The organism is Streptomyces sp. HSS9-12 (genome assembly GCF_054963655.1).
In genome coordinates this window covers 26,725-45,553 of record NZ_JBUEGC010000035.1, presented here as the reverse complement: position 1 = coordinate 45,553, position 18,829 = coordinate 26,725, and the positions used below count along the sequence as shown (strand labels likewise).

Here is an 18,829-nt window from a genome sequence, read left to right as displayed (position 1 = left end):
CTGAACAACCTCGTGGACGGCCTGCCGGTGGCGGTCACCGCGCGTATGGACCTCACCGACCCGGCCACGGGCGAGGTCTACGGCACCGCGCCCCGCTCGTCCGCCGCCGAGGTGGACGCCGCCGTCGCCGCCGCCCGCCGCGCCTTCCCCGCCTGGCGGCGCACCACCCCGGCCCAGCGGCAGGAGGCGCTGCTGCGCTTGGCCGACCTGGTCGCCGTGCACGCCGACCGGCTGCTGGCCGTCGAGGTGCGCGCCACCGGCAAGCCGCCGGCCACGACCCGGACCGTGGAGATCGACCGCAGCGCCGACCAGCTGCGTTTCTTCGCCGGGGCCGCCCGGGTCCTGGAGGGCGTGGCCGCGGGGGAGTACGCCGAGGGCCACACCTCCTACATCCGCCGCGAACCGGTCGGGGTGATCGCCCAGGTCACGCCCTGGAACTACCCGCTGATGATGGCCGTGTGGAAGCTCGGCCCGGCGCTGGCCGCGGGCAACACGGTCGTGCTGAAGCCCTCCGACACCACACCGTGGTCCACCGTGCTGCTCGGCGAACTGGCCGCGCAGGTCTTCCCGCCGGGGGTGGTCAACATCGTGTGCGGCGACCGGGACACCGGGCGCGCCCTGGTCGCCCACCCGGAGGTCGACATGGTGGCGATCACCGGCAGCACCCGCGCCGGATCGGAGGTGATGGCGGCCGCATCCGCCGACGTCAGGAACGTCCACCTGGAGCTGGGCGGCAAGGCCCCGGCGATCGTCTTCGCCGACGTCGACCCGGCCCGCACCGCCCGGGCGATCGCCGACGCCGCGTTCTTCAACGCGGGCCAGGACTGCACGGCGGTCACTCGCGTACTGGTCGAACGCAGCGCCCATGACGCGGTGCTGCGGGAACTGGTCGCCGCGGCCGAGGCCACCCGCACGGGGGCACCGGACGAAGACGCGTACTACGGTCCGCTCAACAGCGCCGCCCACGCCGGCCGGGTGGCCGCGGTGATCGACGGCCTGCCCGGCCACGCGGTGGTCGAGACCGGCGGCCGGGCCTTGGACCGGCCCGGTTACTTCTTCCCGCCCACTGTGATCTCCGGTGTCCGGCAGGACGACGCGGTGGTGCAGCAGGAGATCTTCGGCCCGGTCGTCACCGTGCAGCCGTTCGACACCGAGGCGGAAGCCCTGGCGCTGGCCTGCGGAGTCGACTTCGGCCTGGCCGCCAGCGTCTGGACCGCCGATCTCGGCCGCGCCATGCGGCTGAGCGCCGAACTCGACTTCGGCTGCGTCTGGCTGAACTGCCATCAGGTGATCCTGGCCGAGATGCCGCACGGGGGCTACAAACAGTCGGGCATCGGCCGCGATCTGAGCCGTTACGGTCTGGACGACTACACCCGGGTCAAGCACGTCATGGCGGCCCACACGGCGCCGTAGCCGCGCCCGCGACCATCGATGATTATGCCGCGGCCCGTTCGAGTTCGAGCCCCGCGACGGTGGCGTTGGGAAATGCGTCATCGATGGCTACGACGTCCTTACCGTGTGCGGCCAGCAGCGAGGCGGCGGCCACGGCCCGGTAACCGGAATGGCAGTGCACCCACACCTGGCCGTCCGGCACCTCATCGAGACGGTGGGGCAGCTCGTGCAGGGGTATGTGCACAACGCCGGGCAGGTGGCCGTCGGCCCACTCCAGGTGTCGGCGGACGTCGAGGACGACGACTGCGCCTGGGCCGCTGCCGCGGGCACCGTCCTCGCTGCGGGAGGTGTGCCGTACGAGGTCGGTGAAGGAGGCGATGCGCAGCGATTCCAGGGGTGCTCCGCCTGCCCATTGCTCCGGTGTGCCGGTCGCGGCGGCGGCCGGCCGGTCAATGCCAATGCGAACCAGTTCGCGCTGGGCCTCGGCGACCTGCTCACGCGTCTCGCCCAGCAGGGTGAGCGGAGTGCCCCAGGGGATGACCCAGCCGAGGTAGGTGGCGAAGCTTCCGGCCAGTCCGAAGGACAGGGTTCCGGGGAGGTGCCCGGCTGCGAACGCGGTGCGGGAGCGTAGATCGACGACCCATTCCCCGGCCTCGATACGGCGGCGCAGCTGCGCCGGGTCTGCAGGCTCGGGTGGACTCAGATCGGGTGTCGCCGGGCCGGCGAGATTGGCCGGAGCCATGTGGGCGTAGTAGGCGGGCCAGGCGTCCAGTCCGGCGAGCAGCGCCGCGACATAGTCCGCCTCGGTCGAGGTGAGGACCGGATTGAGGCGCTTTTCCTGGCCGATCGTCGAGGACAGTCCCTCGGACTGGGTGGCGGAGCAGAAGCTGCCGAATCCATGGGTGGGAAACACCTCTGTGGTCTCGGGCAGTTCGGCGGCCAGTCGGTGCACGGAGCGGTACTGGGCGTGCACCAGGGCGTCCGTGTGGTCCGGGCCCAGCAGGTCCGGGCGGCCGGTGGAGCCGTACAGCAGGGATCCGCCGGTGAATGCGCCGACGGGCCGGCCGTTCGCTTCCAGGACGTAGGACAGGTGGGTGTGGGTGTGCCCGGGGGTGGCGATCACCCGTACTACGAGTTCCGGTGTGACGCGGACGATGTCCCCGTCTGCGGCGGGCACCCGGTCGAAGGTGACGGGGTCGGCGGCGTTGACGTGGTAGGCCGCGCCGGTGGCCCGAGCCAGTGCGCGACCGCCGGTGACGTAGTCGTTGTGAATGTGCGTCTCGAAGACGTGCGTGATCTCGACGCTCGCCTCCTGTGCGAGGGCGAGTACGCGGTCGAAGTCGCGCTGCACATCGATGACGGACGCTGTTGCGCCGTCGTGGACGAGGTAGCTGCGGTCACCAAGCGTGGGGGTTTCGACCGGGATGACTGCGTACATCGGAAGATCTCCTTCCCCGCCTCACTGCGCCCGCGCTGGCCACGCCCGGCCCACTGTCCGCGCTGACCATGGCGGGCAGGGAGACGGTTCACCGGATGCCGTGGGCTGCAAGCTCGCCGACCACGATCACGAGAGGAATTCCCGCGCGGATCGCGGTGGCTGTGGAGCGGAAGCCGTGCCGCCCCCATGGGCTTCTCTCCTCACCGTCGACCCATGGGCGGCCGGCGCCACAGGGCCGAAGGGGCCTGGAGGGGGACCAAAGGTCCCGCATCCCCGGCTGTAACAGGGGCGCTACGCGGTCGCCCGCGCGGTCGACCCGGCCGTCGCGCCTCCATCGTCACCGTCACCGACGTGGACCAGGACCAGCTCGCCGCCTGGACCCGCGCCAACGAGAACGATGACGTGGTGGATCACCGCCCGGATCGGCGCCGGGGTGGGCTTCTTCGCCGGGCTGTCAGGGGCGGGAGGCTCCCTCCGCACTCCTGGCGTCAGGCCTCGGTGTCCTCCAGGTACTCCGCAGTCGATCGCGTGGCCGATTGCGCACCCAGGCGAGATATATACCCCCCGGAGGTATTTGCGGACGAGGTGTCGAGGGGCGTACCGTCGGAAATACCAGATGCCCCATCAGGTAACCGTCAGTCGTCTTGCCGCAATGAGGCCTGGTGCAGGCACGTGCACCCAGGGCAGGACGCTGCTGCTCGTATGGCAGGGATAGCTGCGGCCTCCCTGGGACCACCCAGGCACACGCACGACAGAGCAGCCAAGAGGGAAGGGCAGGCTGATCCCCCGCCCGCCGGCCCGCGCGCTTGTCCTCGGACTGCGCCGGCCGACCCCGACCCGACCCGTCGAATCGGACGCCCCAGAAAGGCCGCGGCCCTGACCGCAGGAGCGCCCGCGTACTGTTGAGGAGCCCCCTGATGTTGTCCACCCCTAGTTCCACCGCCGAACGGCACCGCGTGCTGATCGTGGGCGGAGGCACCGCCGGCATCACCGTCGCGGCCCGCCTACAGCGCGCTCACGTCAATGATGTCGCCCTGCTCGACCCCGCCGCGACCCACTGGTACCAGCCGCTGTGGACGCTGGTCGGCGGCGGTCAGGCACCTTTGGAGGTCACCCGTCGGCCCGAGGCAGCGGTGATGCCCAAGCGGGTGCGATGGATCCGGGAGGCCGCGACCGCCGTCGACGCGGAGGCACAGACCGTCACTACCGCCACCGGCCGGCGCATTGGCTACGACCATCTCGTCATGGCCACCGGCCTTCAGCTCGACTGGGACGAGATCCCCGGGCTCGACAAGGCTGTGGGGCACGGGAGGGTCTGCAGCAACTACTCCTCCGAGTACGCCCCCTACACCTGGGAGCTGATACGCGGCATGCGTTCCGGGACCGCCGTGTTCACCCAGCCGGCGGGGCCGATCAAGTGCGGCGGCGCCCCCCAGAAGATCGCCTACCTGGCCGCCGACTACTGGCGCAGGCAAGGTGTCCTGGACCGCATCCGGGTTGTGCTGGTGCTGCCCACCGAGTCCCTGTTCGGGGTGCCGGTGTGGCGGCAGGCGCTGGAAAAGGTCACCCGCCGGTACGGCATCGAGGTGCGGCTCCGCTCGGAAATGACCGCCGTCGATGGCGCTGCCCAGGAGGTGCGCGTCACCGACCACGTCACCGGCACCGAGGGGAACCTTGCCTTCGACCTTTTGCATGCCGTCCCGCCGCAGAGCGCCTCGGACTGGGTCAAGGCGTGCTCGCTCGCCGATCCCGCCAGCCCCTACGGCTACGTCGAGGCAGACAAGCACACCCTGCGCCATCCCCGCTTTCCCAATGTCTTCGCCGTTGGCGACGTCGCCAACCTGCCCACCGGAAAGAGCGGCGCAGCCGTGCGCAAGCAGGCTCCGGTGGTGGTGGCCAACCTGATCGCGCAGATGCTGGGCCCGCACCACGCCGAGCGCCGCTACGACGGCTACACCTCCTGCCCCCTGGTCACGGCGCGCGACAAGGTGCTGCTCGCCGAGTTCGACTACGACCTGCAGCCCGCTCCCAGCCTCCCCTTGATCGACACAACCAAGGAACGCCGCAGCATGTGGCTCCTGAAGCGGTACGGCCTGCCTGCCCTGTACTGGCACGGCATGCTCAAGGGCCTGGCCTGACCCAACAGGGAACCGCGACCCGCGGAGCAGCGACCGGCGGCCGCATCCGGCCGGCGGATGTGGCCCTGCCGCGCACACCGGGAGACCAGCATCCCACCGGTGCGTGACGCCCCTCGACGCCCTCGCTACCGAGGGGCGGCCGAACGGTGTGGTGGGCCCGGCGCTCGGAGCGCTCGGCGGTGGCGGCAGCGTCCTGGCCGTGCCGGCGCTGATCTACCTGCTCGGTCTCAGTCTGGCCGCGGCCACCACGGCGAGCCTTCTCATCGTTACCGTCGAGGATCCGCCGCCGTACCGCCGCAACCAGATCTTCCGCGGCCCGCGCCACCTCCTGGTCGGCATCGACGGGATCCGCGACTGACGAGAGCTTGCGCAAAGGATTCGCTATGCGGGCTTTTCAACTCGTCGAATGGCAAAAACCGCCCGAGCTGCGCGAGGTGCCGGTGCCCGGGCCCGGGCCCGGGCAGGTCCTGGTGAAGGTCGCGGGCGCCGGAGCCTGCCACTCCGATCTGCACATCATGCAGGCACCCGGACCCGCACCCGGAGACCGCACGAGGCTGCCCTTCACGCTCGGACCCGGTGATCGTCTACGGTCCCTGGGGCTGCGGGCTGTGCGCCAACTGCCGGGAGGGCCGGGAGAACTACTGCCAGAAGACCGGCGGCCTGGGCGGGGGCCCTGGGTGGTCACGACGGCGGAATGGCCGAGTACCTGCTGGTCCCGGCGCCGCGATTCCTGATTCCGCTGGGCACCGGGCGAAGCTGCGCGCCCGAGTCGACAGCTGGCCTGTCCGCACGGCGGGTGCTGCCCAGAGCCAATGAGCAAGCAGTCCGCTCACCCAGACTGGGTCCGTTGCTGGTGCCGGAGCCTTTGAAGGCAGTCGTCGGCCGGCACCCAGCGACAGCTGAGCTCGTGGCCGTGGCAGTAAGGGCAGACTTCGCTGGTGGCGGTGAGGTGCCTGCCGAACACCCACCGCAGGCAGGAGTTCGCCTGGAACGGGCCACGGCCACGAGGCCGGTGGTGGAGGGCCGGCAGCTGCGCCCAGCGCCGCTCCCGCTTACTGCGGCCGGCTGCTGTGCGGCCCGGTTCGGGTGCATGCAGCGCGAGCCAGTAGCGCAAGGGCTCGCTCTCCCTGCCCCCTGCGATGCCAGGTACGCCGAACCGTGCCGCGACCTCGGCGAGCCACTCCTCGTCCGAAGCGCCCTTCGTACCGCGGCGCTCTTCCCACAGGTTCATCATCTCGGCCAAGGTCACGGCTTCGGGGTAGACCACCGCTGGAGCGGCCTGGCGGCGTCGCAACTTGGGGCCGACACCCAGCGCGTCCTCTCTCTCCCGCCACAGCGGGCGGGCGACCTGTTTGGAAGCCCACCACCACAGCATCACTTGATGGGCATCTACTACCAGGGCGTCCCCGGCGGGCCCAAGCCGGTGGTCGATGGCCCGGTGCCGCTGCAGGGCCCGGCCCAGTTCGGGTAGGGGCGTGGTGTTGATGAGGTATCCGCCGTCGTCCCCGCACTGCCACCGTCGCCCGCAGCCGCACGGCCGCCACCGTCTCCAGCCGGCTACCAGCCACGCTCCCTCTTCCTGACACAGCGGACAGGCTGGCAGCGGACCCGACCCGGAGACCTTCGGCCACTGTGCGATCCGCAGCCGCCTGCCGGGGGAGTCGATCAGGTGCTCGGCCCGCACATCCGGCAGCGCCCGGAGGAGCTGCTCGACGGGCCGGTCGACCAGGGCGGAAAGCAGCCGTAGCGAGTCGTGGCTGAGGTAGACCTCTTCCCGTCCGGGCTGCAGCTCTTTGGCCCGCGCGCGTCCCAAGGCGCGCAGCAGCACCCGGTGCTGGACGCCGTTGGCTGCTGCCGTACGGCCCAGATACGAGGCGGTGGTCTCCCCGCGGATCAAAGGCACCCTCAGCGGCAGGTCCGGTGGCGTAGAGGCGGTGTCAGACCCCGGCGATGCTTCGCGCTTCCTCACATGGCCCAGCTTTCCCGCAGTGCCAACAGGCCACCAGCAGACTGCGTCCTTGATCAGCCGCACAGTTGGAAAGGGAAAGAAGACCTTCCTTGATGTACGCGAAAAGAACGCCAAAACGTCCGCTTGCCTGTATAACTCAGGGGGGAGGTGCTTTCATGTCTGAGCTGTTCGAGGCGGTCGACGCCCTCATCGCCAAGCGACCGGTCCTGCCACCGCCTGCCGAACGCGAGCGTCTGCGCAAGGCCCACGGCCTGACCCAGGAGGAGCTCGCCCAGGCCCTGAAGGTACGGCGGGCGACGATCGTGAACTGGGAGAACGGCAAGACCGATCCACGGCCGCCGCAGCGCGAGGCGTACATCCATTTCCTGGCCGAGCTGGCCAAGCTGTACCCCGCCAACACCAGCGAGGCCCCGCGGGTCACGCCCCCGTCCGCGCCTGCGGATCAAGCCATGCCGGAGGCCTTCGCCGGGGCGTCGACTGCATCGCAGACCGCGCCGCCGCCTCCCGTACCCGCGCCGACCCCGGCCCCGGCCCCCGCATCAGCGACGGCGCCGGAGCCGGCCGGAAACTCCAGGCCGGCGGCGACGTCACGGCGTCCGATGAAGGCCGCGAAGCCGACCGCCCGCACCACTGCCGTGACGGGCGCACCGGTAGATCCACGCTTCACCAACGGCCCCTTGGCGGTGCTGGACGGTGACGGCAGTGCCTACTGCCCCGGCGGCCTGGTGCTGGACTGCCCGGCGAAGACGATCGCGGCCCTGGTGGAGTGGACGCTGTCCGAGGCGAAGCTCGGGGCATCTCGGCTGCACGCTTCGGGGAAGGACGCCGATCCGCTGATCGTGCTCACCGCCGCCGCGGCCGAACGGTTCGGTCTGTCTGCCGATTTGGAGGACCGCATCACCCTGCGGCTGCCGGAGGACCACAAGGTCGTCAAGCAGCTGACGAAGGCGAAATGGCAACTGACCAAGCGGGGTTTCGGCCCCTGGCCGCGGATCTACCGCCCCGTCACCGGCGGTGGTCAACGGCAGTGTGTGCAGCTTGCCGTCCTCCCCTGGGGTGCGCTCGATCCCCGTGACTGGGGCAAGCAGTGGGCAGCCCAGGCCGCCGACGGCACTCTGCATCCGGCGGAGATCGCCCGTGTGCTGGGCGCCTACGCCTCACGAGTCCTGACCCCGCGCGGCGGCGGCGCCACTTGCGGCATCGCGCTGATGGAGGCCCTGCGCCCACCGACCCGGGCCGTACGCGACAAGGCCTCCGGCAGCTATGTCTCCGGACCGATGCCGGGCTCCCTCACCGGTCCGGTGGACCCGGCCCCGCCGGAGGCCCCGAGTGAGCACCCGGTCTCCTTCGCGATCTGGGGCCACGACCGGCCGGCGGACCAGGCGCTGGATGAGGAGGCGTACGACTGGATCCGCGATCCCGAGCTGCTCACCGACGACGAGTGCGCCAAGGCGTATGCGGTGGGGATCGACGTGAACATGGCCTTCGCGGCGGCCGCCAACCGACTGCTGGTGGGCCTCGGAGAACCGGTCCACGTCAAGAAGCCAGCGTTTGACCGGAAGCTGCCCGGCAGCTGGTACGTCGACCTCTCCCAGATCGACATCGACCCCCGGCTACCCAATCCCTTCACCCCGCACGGCGCCAGGCCCTCGGGCCCGGCCTGGTACGCGACTCCGACCCTCGCCTACGCCGCCGAGCTCGGCCACCAGGTGAACCCCCTTGAGGCATGGGTCCGGCCCGACAACGGCCCTTACCTGGATCCCTGGTACAAGCAACTGCGCGATGCCTACATCACCACCATGGCGGCGCTTGGTGTCACCGGTGACGCCGACGAGACGGCTTTCCTCGCCGCCATGGACCAGCACAAGCAGGTCGATCCCGGGGAGGCAGCTGTGCTGACGGCGATCAAGGCGACCGTGAAGGGCGGGATCGGGAAGCTGCGGGAGCGGCCGCAGGGCGCGCGCTACCGGCCCGGTGAGCGATGGCCGGCGCTGGAGCGGCCGACCTGGCGGCCGGACATCCGCGCCGCGGTCATCTCCACCGCCAGGGTGAACATGCACCGCAAGATGATGAAGATGGCCACCGCCGACCTGTATCCGATCGCGGTGCTGTCCGACTGCGCCGTCTACGTTAGCGACGGCTCCTCGCCGCTGGACCTTTTGCCGCGCACCCCGGACGGCAAGCCGCTGCCCGGCGCCTTCCGCCTCGGGGTGTCGCCGGGAATGGTCAAACACGAAGGCACTAAGCCCTTCCTGTGGGCGGCCGAACTCCTGGACGCCGGTCACAATCCCGCCCGCCACATCAAGGACGGCGTCGACGCCGTCGCCGAGGGGGAGTAAGCCGTGGGGAAGATCGCAGACAGCCTCGAGGCCGCGGAGCAACGGGCCTTCACCCGGCCCATCCCCAAGTCCCCCCAGGCGCAGATGCGGTTCCTGCTGAAGAAGGAGAAAGGCTCCACCAAAGCTGTCGCCGCCCGGCTGGGAGTCTCCCAGCGCACCGTCCAGCGCTACCTCGCCGGACAGCGCAAACACCCCACCCCATCCCTCGCCACCGCCCTCGAACGCGAAGTCCGCAAGGACTGGCAGCCCCTGGTGCGCAAACGCGCCCGCGAACAGGCCGCCACCACCACCGGCATCACCGTGGAGACCCGCGCCCGCTTCGGCTTCACCGCAGCCCCCGGCTCCACCGACGACCCCCGCCTGCGCCGCATCACCGAACACCTACCCCCCGACTACGCCCGACGCCTCTTCGACGCCAAAACCGCAGGTGCCGCCGAGCGACAGCTCGAGGGCATCGTCGCCGAAGGCCTGCAGGAGAGGTACTTCAAAGACCGCGGCCGCCGAGCCCAGGGCCTTCTCGTGGACTTCACCGACATCGACTACGTCCAACTGGAGTTCTGACAGGTACTCAAGGAGACCTGCCGCACCCATGTGTGACTAGCGCTTCACTTGGCGAGTGAGCAGTTGGCCTGGCGGGGCTGAGCGCTCTCGTTGGCGAGCTGAGCATTGCGGCTGGTGAGCGAGTTGATCCCTGTTTGGCGACGGTACCTGCGGATGTCGTTGCAGAGCGGGTGCATAGGATCGCCGGCATGACGCTGCGACCTGTCCTGGTGAACATAAAGGCTCTTGATGACTCGGCGGTCGGCCGGTTCTGGGCGGAGGCGCTCGGCTGGCGTGTTACCAGCGAGGAACCCGGCGCGACCGCCGCTCAACCCGTCGGCTTCGATTGGCTGGATCCGGTCACCGTCTGCGTCGACGTCATTGCCGTCCCGGAACCCAAGACGACAACAAAGAACCGTGTGCACCTCGATCTCGCCACCACCTCTGCAGCCCATCAGGCGGAGTTGGTCGCGCGCCTCCAGGCTCTCGGTGCGACGCCCGCCCACGTGGGCCAGGGCACAGTGCCGTGGACGGTCCTCGCCGACCCGGAGGGCAACGAGTTCTGCGTGCTGGAGCCTCGGGAGATCTACCGGGACACCGGGCCGATCGCCCGGGTGGTGGTCGACTGCGCGGATCCGCGGGCCATGGCCCGGTTCTGGGACGAGGCGATGGACTGGACCCTGCACGAGGTGACTGACGATCATGCGGTGTGGCGCTCCGCCAAGGGTGTCGGCCCGTATCTCGAGTTCCTCCGCACTGGCGTGAAGACCGTGCCGGACCGCGTCCATCTTGACCTGGTGCCGGACCCCGGTGACGACAAAGCAGCGGAGGTGGCCCGGCTGCGGGCCCTCGGCGCCACCGATCTCGACCTCGGCCAGGGCGACGTCCCGTGGACGTGCCTGGCCGACCCGGAGGGCCACGAGTTCTGCGTCCTCGCCCGGTCCTGACGCCGGCGGGCTGGAGTGGACCTTCGTACGCGGCGGGATGTACGCCACGAACGCGCTGCGGTGGGCCGAGGAGATCACGGCCGAGGGCGTGGTCCGCGGCCCCTATCCGGAGGCGGTGGCCGCGCCGGTCCACGAGGCCGACCTGGCGGCGGTGACCGCGCGCCCTGCTGGACCACAGCGGCGCCCACCTGGGTAGGGCCCCCTCTGTCACCGGCCCGCAGGCGGTGACCCTGGCCGGGCAGGTTGCGGCGATCGGGCGCGCGACCGGGCGTGAGATCCGCTGGCAAACGGCCGATGGCACCGCTGGAATGGCACCTGCCGGCCGCGTCTGCGGGCAGCCACGGCCGGGCACCACCACCGGCCCGCGTTGAACGGAAGCGATGGGCGAGCATGAGCGTCAGGGGTCGCGGCGGGCCTGAGCCGTGCCCGCCGGTTCCGGCGGAGCGGAGAATGGCCCGGCCCGGGTGGCGGCCCGGTCCGCGGCCCGGCGGTCGCCGGTCAGAACCGCCGTGCGTGCAGGGCGAAGACGTCCTCCGATGCCAGCTGCGCCATGTCGCGTACGTCGGCGTGCTTGATCGTCGTGTACAGCTCGCGGCGCGGTGAGCCCAGCACCGACATCAGGAACGCGTCGCGCTCCAGGGCGGATACCGCCTCCCTCAGGCTCCGCGGCAGGACCGTCACCCCGTGTCGGCGCAACTCGGCCTCGGACAGGCGGTTCGGATCAACCGTCAGGGGAGCGCCGGGGTCAAGCCGGCGCTCCACCCCGTCCATGCCCGCGTGAAGGATCGCGCCCAGTGCGAGGTACGGGTTGGCCGTCGCATCGCACGGCTTGACCTCGATCCGGGTGGTACCGCCGATGTCGTCGCTCAGCGGTGACGGTACGCGGATCGCGGCATCGCGGTTGTCCGGCCCGTAACAGGCGAACGCTCCGGCCCAGTTGCCCGGGACGAGGCGCTCATAGCTGTTCACACTGGCGCACAGCAGGGCCGTCAGTCCCGGAAGGTGCGCCAGGACTCCGGCTATGAAGTGGTGCGCCACGTCCGAGAGGCCGCCGCCGGGCGCGGCGAAGGCATTGCCGTCGCGCCACAGGGACACATGGACGTGGTTGCCGTTGCCCCGCAGCCCGGGCCGGGGCACCGGGGCGAAGGTCGCGTGCATCCCCCGTCGGCGTGCAAGGCTGCGAGTGAACAGCCGCTGCCACACGTGCTGGTCGGCCGCCCGCAGCGCCGGGGCCGGGCGGATGGTGACCTCGTGCTGGCCGGGCGAGGCCTCCGGGTGGTACTGCTCGACCGCCACGCCCGCCGTGCGCAGCGCCCGGGTCAGTGCGATGACGTAGTCGTTCGTCACGTCGAAGGCGTCGGCGTCCAGCATGAGTCCGTCGTCGAACGGTACGCCGTCGCGCAGGAGGGTGAACTCGGGCTCGAACGCGGCGACGACTTCGAAGCCGAGGTCCGCGGCGCGGGCGACGGCCTCGCGCAGGAAGGAGCGTGCGCAGGCGCCCCAGGGGGCTTCCGCACGCGTCAGGAGGTCGCACAGCACCGCTGCCGAACCGGGGGCGAAGGGGAGCAGGGTGAAGGTATCGGGGTCGGCCGTGACGCGGACCTCGTCCATGACCTGGAAGCCCGGCACGGGCTGTGCCAGATCGAGCAGGCTCGCCGACTGCCGCACCGCGGACATGCCCACCCCGGACCGCAGTCGGCCGGCGAGGACGTCCCGTCCCACGCCCTTGCCCCGGATCACCCCGTTGTGATCCACCCACAGGAACCGGACGATCTCGACGTCGGCGTGCTCGGCCGCGGCCAGAAGGCCGGCCGAAGTGCGGGGCGCGCCGACCGGCGCAGTGTCCGGCGGGAGCGCGGGTGCGCCGGCCAGGCCGGGCAGGACGCTCGTGACAGCGTGGCCGTCGGTGCGTGGGCCGGGTTTGGAGCATCCGGTGGCCATGGGGTCCTCCCCTGGAGAGCGAACGGCGGGCGGGGCGCAGCGCGGACGGGGCTGCCCGGCACCGCAGGTTGCCAGAATAGGCAACCCTTGACAATAAGGCGCTCATTCTCGCAGCGTATCGCCGACGGTCGGACTTCATTGGCGCACCCTGCTTCACCTCGCAGCTGCCCCTTGGTTGTTGCCTCAATGGGCAACATCTGTCACTGTTTTGGGCAACACCCGAAACGGCGCCGGGTCGGCAGCAAGGAGACGGAGTGCTGAGATGGACCAGTTGAAACGCCTTGCCGTCCTCGCCGACGACGAGATGACACCGCGTCCCTCCAAGACCCTGTCCGGTGTTCTTCGGTACCGCCCGGAGCGCGTGGTGACGCTCATCGACCGGTTCAATGCCGGCCGAGACGCGGGAGAGGTGGTGGGCCTCGGGCAGGGCATCCTCGTCGTACGGGATGTGGCAGAGGCGCTGGGTCACCGGCCGGACGCCGTACTGCTGGCCACCGAGCCCACGGGGGGCACGCTTCCGCTCTACTGGCGCCAACAGGTGCTGGCTGCCGTGGAGGCGGGCATCGACGTCGTCAACGGCCTGCACACCCAGCTCGCGGCGGACGAGACCATCCGCACTGCCGCCGAGCGGACCGGAGCCCGGCTGTGGGACCTGCGCAGGCCGCCGACGGAGCGCTACCGCACCGGGCAGGCGGAGGACGGCCCCCCGGTTCTCACCGTCCGCGACCACCGCCCGGGAACCCGCACGGCGCTCGCCGTGGGCACCGACTGCGGTATCGGCAAGATGACCACGATGCTGGAAGTCGAACGCGAGGCCACGGCACGCGGTCTGTCACCGGCCTTCGTGGCGACCGGCCAGATCGGCATGATGATTTCTGGGCGCGGGATCGCCGTCGACGGCCTCATCAGCGACTTCGTGAACGCCGTCGTCGAGGACGAGGTGTGCGCCGCCGCCCAGGACCACGACCTGGTGCTGGTCGAGGGCCAAGGCGCCCTGAACCATCCGCGCTTCTCCGCGGTGACGCTCGGCCTGGTCCACGGGAGCAGGCCCGACGCACTGATCCTCTGCCTCGATCTGCAGCGTCCGGGGATCAAGCTGATGCCGCAGTGGCGGCTGCCGTCGGTGGACCGAGCCATCGGGATCAACGAGCAGGCGGTGCGGTGGCTGTGGCCGGAGGGGCACTGCCGGGTGGTGGGCCTTTCGGTGATCACCACGGGCGTGCCCGACGCCGAGGCGCGCGAGGCGCTCGCCCGCCTGGAGGCCGAGACCGGGCTGCCCGCGACTGACGTACTGCGCTATGGAGCCGCGCCGCTGCTGGATGCGCTGCTGGCCGCGCCGCCGGCCGCCTGACCTTTCCCTCCGCACGGCCGCGTCGACACCTCACGCCCGCCTGACCCCGGTTCAGGGGCGTGGCCGAGGTGCCCCATGCCCGGCGCGCGCATCGACGCGGCGCGCCCTCCGGCGCGCCTGCGGCGGACCCATCCGCCTGCCGCACGCTGCCGCCCGCCGCACTCGTCCGCTTCGGTCCGCGCTGTGCCGCCTTCCCTGACCCTGGAGAAGAATCGTGACGACAACCGCACAGAACGACTGCCTCAGCCTCGATGTCAGCAGCCTCGACTTCAGCAGGCTCGACCGCAGGGTGCGCAAAGAGCTGAGAGAGCTGTGCAAGCTGGACAACCATCACGCCCCGCTGGCGCTGCTCGGTGACTACCTGCTACTCGCCGCGTCGGTCTGGCTGTGCGCAGGCGTCTCCTACTGGTTCTATCCCGTCACGGTCGTCCTCATCGGGTCCACGCAGCGGGCCTTCGTGAATCTGCTGCACGAGTCCTCGCACAAGGTGCTCGCCCGCAACGGCCGGCTCAACCTCCTTCTGGGCACCGTGTTCTCCGGCTATCTGGTGCTGCACATGTACAACCCGTACCGCAACTCCCACATAGGCTTCCACCACCGTTTCCTCGGTGACCCCGAGAAGGATCCCGACTACAACTTCCACGTCGGCATCGGCATCTACGACCACAGGCAGTCCGACAAGAAATTCTTCTTCCGCAACATCACGTGCGCGATCCTCGGCCTGCGGGCGCCGGAGTACGTGACGTATGTCGTGCGGGACCGCATCCTCTTCAAGGCGGACGACGTCGCGGTGTCGATGCCGGTGCGCCAGCGCACCGAACGCGTGCTGCTGCTCCTGCAGTGGGGCGCGATCGGGTCCGTGTGCGCCTGGCAGGGATGGCTGCTGGAGCTGCTGCTCTTCTGGTTCGTGCCGCTGTTCACCACGGCCATCGCCATCGGCTGGCTGTCGGAGCTGGCGGAGCACTACCCGCTGCCGGAGAGCGAGTCCCGGCAGATCCTGATGACGCGCAACCGGCACGGCTGGGCGATCGAGCGGTTCCTGCTCGGCCGCCACCACGACAACTATCACCTGGTGCACCACCTCAACACCGGGGTGCCGTTCTGGAACATGAAGCGGGCCCACCAGGTGCTGCTGCGGGATCCCGCCTACGCCCGCTGGGACGGGCTGTGGGCGGGCATCCTGACCCGCTCACGCAGGCGCAAGAACCAGGAGACCCTGCTCAGTTACGCCGCCAAGTACCGAAAGTGGCGCCGCACCGGAGGGGATCCGGAGCAGTTCGCCGACGAGGGTTCTTTCGCCGAGGCCGCGGCGCTCGCCCGCGCCTCCTGACCCCGCACGAGAGGACCAGGGAGTGGGCGCCATGCCCGTGCACCTCAACACCGCCGGCGCCGGACTCATGCCCGCCGTCGTCGTGGACGCCATGAGTGGCTATCTGCGCCGCGAAGCCGCCGACGGCGCGTACGAGACGGAGCTGCGGCACGCGGACACCCTCGGCAAGGGCGTGTACGAGAACCTGGCCCGGGTGCTCGACGCACCGGTCGAGGACCTGGCGCTGTTCGACAGCGCCACGCGCGCGTGGAGTTCGGCCGTCGCGGCCCTGTCCCTGTCCGCGGCGGACCGGATCTGGATCACCCCGTACGAGTACGCGGGCAGCCTCATCATGTGGACCGAACTGCGCCGGCGTACCGGGGCGCGGCTCGAGACCGTGCCCCTGCTGCCCGGCGGTGACCTGGACGTGGACTGGATGCGGCGCAACATCCGAGAGGACGTGGCCGTCGTCTCGGTCCCGCACGTCCCCTCGGGGTGCGGCATCGTCAACCCCGTCGAGGACATCGGACAGGTTCTCGCCCCGTGGCCGTGCCTGTATCTCCTCGACGCCTGCCAGTCGGTGGGCCAGCTCCAGGTCTCGGTACGGGACATCGGCTGCGATCTGCTCACCGGGGCGGGCCGCAAGTTCCTGTGCGGGCCGCGCGGCACCGGCTTCGCGTACATCGGACCGCGCCTGCGCGCCGCGGCCCTGCCCGCCTTCCACGATCTGCATGTCGCTGACATGACCTCCGAGGACACCTACGAGGTGCACACCGACGGTGCGCGGCGGTTCGAGTACGCCGAGCGGTCCGGGGCCGCGGTCATGGGTCTCGACGCGGCGCTGCGGCACCACCTTCGCCGTACGCAGGCACCCCGCGGCGGCCGCCCGGTGCGCGATCTGGTGCGCGCGGCGGTCGAGGAACTGCCCGGAACACGGCTGGTCGACCCCGGCACGCGCCACGCGTCCATCCTCACGTTCGTGTGCGACGGCGTCCCGGCCCCACGGCTGCGGGACGAACTGTCCGCCCGCGGCGTCAGTGTCTGGGTGGCCCAAGGCAGTCACACACCCCTGTTCATGCGCCGGCAGGGCGTGGACCGCGCCGTGCGCGTGTCGCCCCACTACTACAACGCACCACAGGACATCGACGTGTTCGCTCGGGAACTGCGGGCGGTGATCCGCTGACCCGGACCCCCAAGCGGCGGGGCAGGTCGCGCACGACAGAACGAGCCGCGCCCCGTTGGACAGCGGCGCGGTGGACATTGCCAGTTTGAGGAAAACCTAACGACACCCGAGGACTCGGGCGAGGGCGGGAGACATGGTGAGCACACAGCACGAGGCGATCGACCGGAGCGCACTACGGGCCCTCGGCGACGAGCGGATCGACTGGCGCTTCAAGGGGCTGCCGCTCTCGGCGGAGGGCAGCACCGTGGCGGAGCTGGCGGCCCGGGAACTGAACGTCTTCGACGACGACTTCGTCGGGCCCGTGCTCACGATCGACGCCGACGCCCTGGAGCACAACGTCACCACCATGGCCAAATGGTGCGCCGAACGCGGCGTCCAGCTCGCGCCGCACGGCAAGACCACCATGGCGCCACAGCTGTGGGCCCGGCAGCTCGATGCCGGGGCATGGGGGATCACCGCGGCCAACACCGCCCAGCTGCGGGTGTACCGCGCCTTCGGCGTGGCGAACGTGCTCTTCGCCAACGAACTCGTCGACGCCCCGTCCCTGCACTGGGTCAGTGCGGATGTGGACCGCGACCCGGGCTACCGGTTCAGCTGCTTCGCCGACTCGCCCGATGTCGTCCAGCGCATGCACGACGCGCTCACCGCACTGCGGCCCGCGCCGGCACGGCCCATCGACGTCCTGGTCGAGATCGGCCGTACGGGCGGCCGGGCCGGTGCCCGCACCGTGGCGGATGCCCTCGCCACGGCCCGCGCGGTGGCCAAGAGCCCGGTGCTGCGCCTGATCGGGATCGGAGGGTACGAAGGCGTCCTGGTCAACGACCCCTCGCCGTACAGCCTCAGCGTGATCGACACGTTCCTGCGCCGGATGCGCGAGGTGACGGAACTCCTTCACCACCAGGGCCTGTTCGAGTCCGACACCGTTGTGGTGACGGCCGGCGGCAGCTGCTTCTTCGACCAGGTGGCCGAGGTGCTCACCGGGCCCTGGCCGCCCGGGCTGAACGTGCTGCCGGTCCTGCGCAGCGGTTGCTACATCGCCCACGACGACGGCTTCTACCGCTGGATGTCACCGTTTTCAAGGGAGACGGCCGGGGAGGGTTCGCTGCGCCCCGCGCTGCGGGCCTGGGGCCGGGTGACCTCGCGGCCGGAACCGGGCCTCGCCCTGGTCACGGCGGGCAAGCGCGACCTGTCCTTCGACGCCTGGCAACCCGAGCCGCAGCTGGTCCGCCGGGACGACGGGTCGACCCACCCGCTGCACGACTGCGTGATCAAGGAGATCAACGACCAGCACGCCTTCATCCGCCTGGCGCCGGGCAACGACATCCGCGTGGGCGACTGGGCGGGCATCGGCCTCGCCTACCCGTGCACCGCCTTCGACAAATGGCAGTTGATCCCGGTGACCCGGGGCGAGACCGTGATCGATTTCGTGCGGACGTTCTTCTGACGTGCCGCGCGGGAACCGGCGGACCGAGCAACGGAAAAAAGGGGGGGCGGCGGATGACGCGGGCCGGACAGCGGAGCGGGAAGGCGACCGGGCCCGGGCCGGTGCGCGCGGGGACGGCGGCCGGGCTCCTGTGCGCCCTGCACTGGGCCGTCGCCCTCCCGGCGGGCGTGCTCCTGGCAGGCCGACTGCCGGGCGGCTACGCCTTCGCGGCGGTGCTCGCCGCGGCGGGGGCGGCCGCGGGGCCGCTCGGTGCATGCCTGCTGGAACGCTCGCCGGTCCCCGCCCGGACGCGCCCGGCCCTGGGCCTCGGCCTCGGCGCGATGGCCGGGGCCGGGCTGGCCGCCGGCCCGTCACTGCCGCGTCCCGCGGTGGTGGCCCTGATGTGCCTCATCGGATGCGCCGCGGCGGCCGCCCCGCACGCGACACCCGCGCGCACGGTCCTGGTCTGGAGCACCGCGCCCCCGATCAGTGTCTTCGTCTCCCTCCTCCTCGGCCCCGGCAGGCCCTTCGCGGCGCTGGCCACCCTGGATTTGGCAGTGCTCGTGCTGCTCGTGACGGTGCCGGCCGCGGCCCGGCTGCCGGGTGCGGCGAGCACGGCCGCGTTCTGGCGGCACCTCAGCCGTCCCGCGTCCCAGGAGCCGTGGCCTGAGGGACAGCGACGCTGGGTCAACCAGCGGACGCCCTGACCGTCGGCGGTGAGGGGCGAAGCCGCCGTGGGCGGGGCCGGTGCCGCCGACCGCTCCGCGGTTGGGTGCGCACCGTGCGCCACCACAGGGGCCTTGAGGACGCACGGCCGGGCACTGGCTCGTACGGCGCGTTTCGTCGGGCACGTGCGTTT

The 18,829-nt window shown here is 70.9% G+C and carries 14 protein-coding genes and 1 pseudogene; 12 read left to right on the top strand and 3 right to left on the bottom strand.

Translation table 11 applies throughout. From position 1 onward, the window contains the following. The first annotated feature begins 12 nt into the window (after nucleotides 1-12). A complete protein-coding gene (locus tag ACY34J_RS19295) occupies nucleotides 13-1,413 on the top strand; it encodes an aminobutyraldehyde dehydrogenase (protein WP_462727744.1) in 1,401 nt (466 codons plus the stop codon). A gap of 22 nt (nucleotides 1,414-1,435) precedes the next feature. On the opposite strand, the gene ACY34J_RS19290 is transcribed toward ACY34J_RS19295, so the two are convergent. Further along, entirely contained in the window at nucleotides 1,436-2,830 is a 1,395-nt protein-coding gene (locus tag ACY34J_RS19290) for an MBL fold metallo-hydrolase (protein WP_462727720.1), read from the bottom strand. Between the two features lie 917 nt (nucleotides 2,831-3,747). On the opposite strand from ACY34J_RS19290, the gene ACY34J_RS19285 reads away from it, so the two are divergent. Both ACY34J_RS19285 and ACY34J_RS19280 read left to right on the top strand, forming a co-directional pair. Continuing rightward, complete coding sequence (locus tag ACY34J_RS19285) at nucleotides 3,748-4,968, top strand: NAD(P)/FAD-dependent oxidoreductase (RefSeq protein ID WP_462727719.1); 1,221 nt, start codon at nucleotides 3,748-3,750, stop codon at nucleotides 4,966-4,968. A 103-nt stretch (nucleotides 4,969-5,071) separates the two neighbouring features. Next, nucleotides 5,072-5,242 (top strand): annotated as a pseudogene (locus ACY34J_RS19280) (sulfite exporter TauE/SafE family protein); the annotation flags it as partial. Nucleotides 5,243-5,797: 555 nt separating this feature from the next. Here ACY34J_RS19280 and ACY34J_RS19275 read toward each other — a convergent pair. Continuing rightward, a complete protein-coding gene (locus ACY34J_RS19275; protein WP_462727743.1) occupies nucleotides 5,798-6,871 on the bottom strand; it encodes a TniQ family protein in 1,074 nt (357 codons plus the stop codon). Between the two features lie 221 nt (nucleotides 6,872-7,092). On the opposite strand from ACY34J_RS19275, the gene tap reads away from it, so the two are divergent. The 4 genes from tap to ACY34J_RS19255 all read left to right on the top strand — a co-directional run bounded on the left by tap (nucleotide 7,093) and on the right by ACY34J_RS19255 (nucleotide 10,959). Then, nucleotides 7,093-9,276, top strand: coding sequence for a telomere-associated protein Tap (gene tap, locus ACY34J_RS19270; protein WP_462727718.1), 2,184 nt, complete (start codon nucleotides 7,093-7,095; stop codon nucleotides 9,274-9,276). Between the two features lie 3 nt (nucleotides 9,277-9,279). Further along, a complete protein-coding gene (tpg, locus tag ACY34J_RS19265; protein WP_462727717.1) occupies nucleotides 9,280-9,837 on the top strand; it encodes a telomere-protecting terminal protein Tpg in 558 nt (185 codons plus the stop codon). Between the two features lie 188 nt (nucleotides 9,838-10,025). After that, the gene (locus tag ACY34J_RS19260; RefSeq protein ID WP_462727716.1) at nucleotides 10,026-10,763 is read left to right on the top strand and encodes a VOC family protein; all 738 of its coding nucleotides are present in this window, start codon (nucleotides 10,026-10,028) and stop codon (nucleotides 10,761-10,763) included. A gap of 37 nt (nucleotides 10,764-10,800) precedes the next feature. Beyond that, nucleotides 10,801-10,959: a hypothetical protein gene (locus tag ACY34J_RS19255; protein ID WP_462727715.1), complete on the top strand. Its 159-nt coding sequence runs from the start codon at nucleotides 10,801-10,803 to the stop codon at nucleotides 10,957-10,959. A 302-nt stretch (nucleotides 10,960-11,261) separates the two neighbouring features. On the opposite strand, the gene ACY34J_RS19250 is transcribed toward ACY34J_RS19255, so the two are convergent. After that, on the bottom strand, nucleotides 11,262-12,704 hold the full coding sequence (locus tag ACY34J_RS19250; protein WP_462727714.1) for a glutamine synthetase family protein: 1,443 nt from the start codon (nucleotides 12,702-12,704) through the stop codon (nucleotides 11,262-11,264). 262 nt (nucleotides 12,705-12,966) lie between these two features. Between ACY34J_RS19250 and ACY34J_RS19245 the strand changes: the two genes are divergently transcribed. The 5 genes from ACY34J_RS19245 (at nucleotide 12,967) to ACY34J_RS19225 (ending at nucleotide 18,677) form a co-directional block, all read left to right on the top strand. Beyond that, nucleotides 12,967-14,055 (top strand): DUF1611 domain-containing protein, encoded by a 1,089-nt coding sequence (locus ACY34J_RS19245; protein WP_462727713.1) that lies wholly within the window; start codon nucleotides 12,967-12,969, stop codon nucleotides 14,053-14,055. A 214-nt stretch (nucleotides 14,056-14,269) separates the two neighbouring features. Next, nucleotides 14,270-15,385, top strand: a complete 1,116-nt coding sequence (locus ACY34J_RS19240) for a fatty acid desaturase (RefSeq protein ID WP_462727712.1) — start codon at nucleotides 14,270-14,272, stop codon at nucleotides 15,383-15,385. A 31-nt stretch (nucleotides 15,386-15,416) separates the two neighbouring features. Next, on the top strand, nucleotides 15,417-16,547 hold the full coding sequence (locus ACY34J_RS19235; protein WP_462727711.1) for an aminotransferase class V-fold PLP-dependent enzyme: 1,131 nt from the start codon (nucleotides 15,417-15,419) through the stop codon (nucleotides 16,545-16,547). Nucleotides 16,548-16,680: 133 nt separating this feature from the next. Continuing rightward, nucleotides 16,681-17,991 carry an amino acid deaminase gene (locus ACY34J_RS19230; RefSeq protein WP_462727710.1) on the top strand — a complete coding sequence of 437 codons (1,311 nt, stop codon included), beginning with the start codon at nucleotides 16,681-16,683 and terminating at the stop codon, nucleotides 17,989-17,991. Nucleotides 17,992-18,044: 53 nt separating this feature from the next. After that, nucleotides 18,045-18,677 (top strand): hypothetical protein, encoded by a 633-nt coding sequence (locus tag ACY34J_RS19225; protein WP_462727709.1) that lies wholly within the window; start codon nucleotides 18,045-18,047, stop codon nucleotides 18,675-18,677. Nucleotides 18,678-18,829 lie beyond the last annotated feature (152 nt).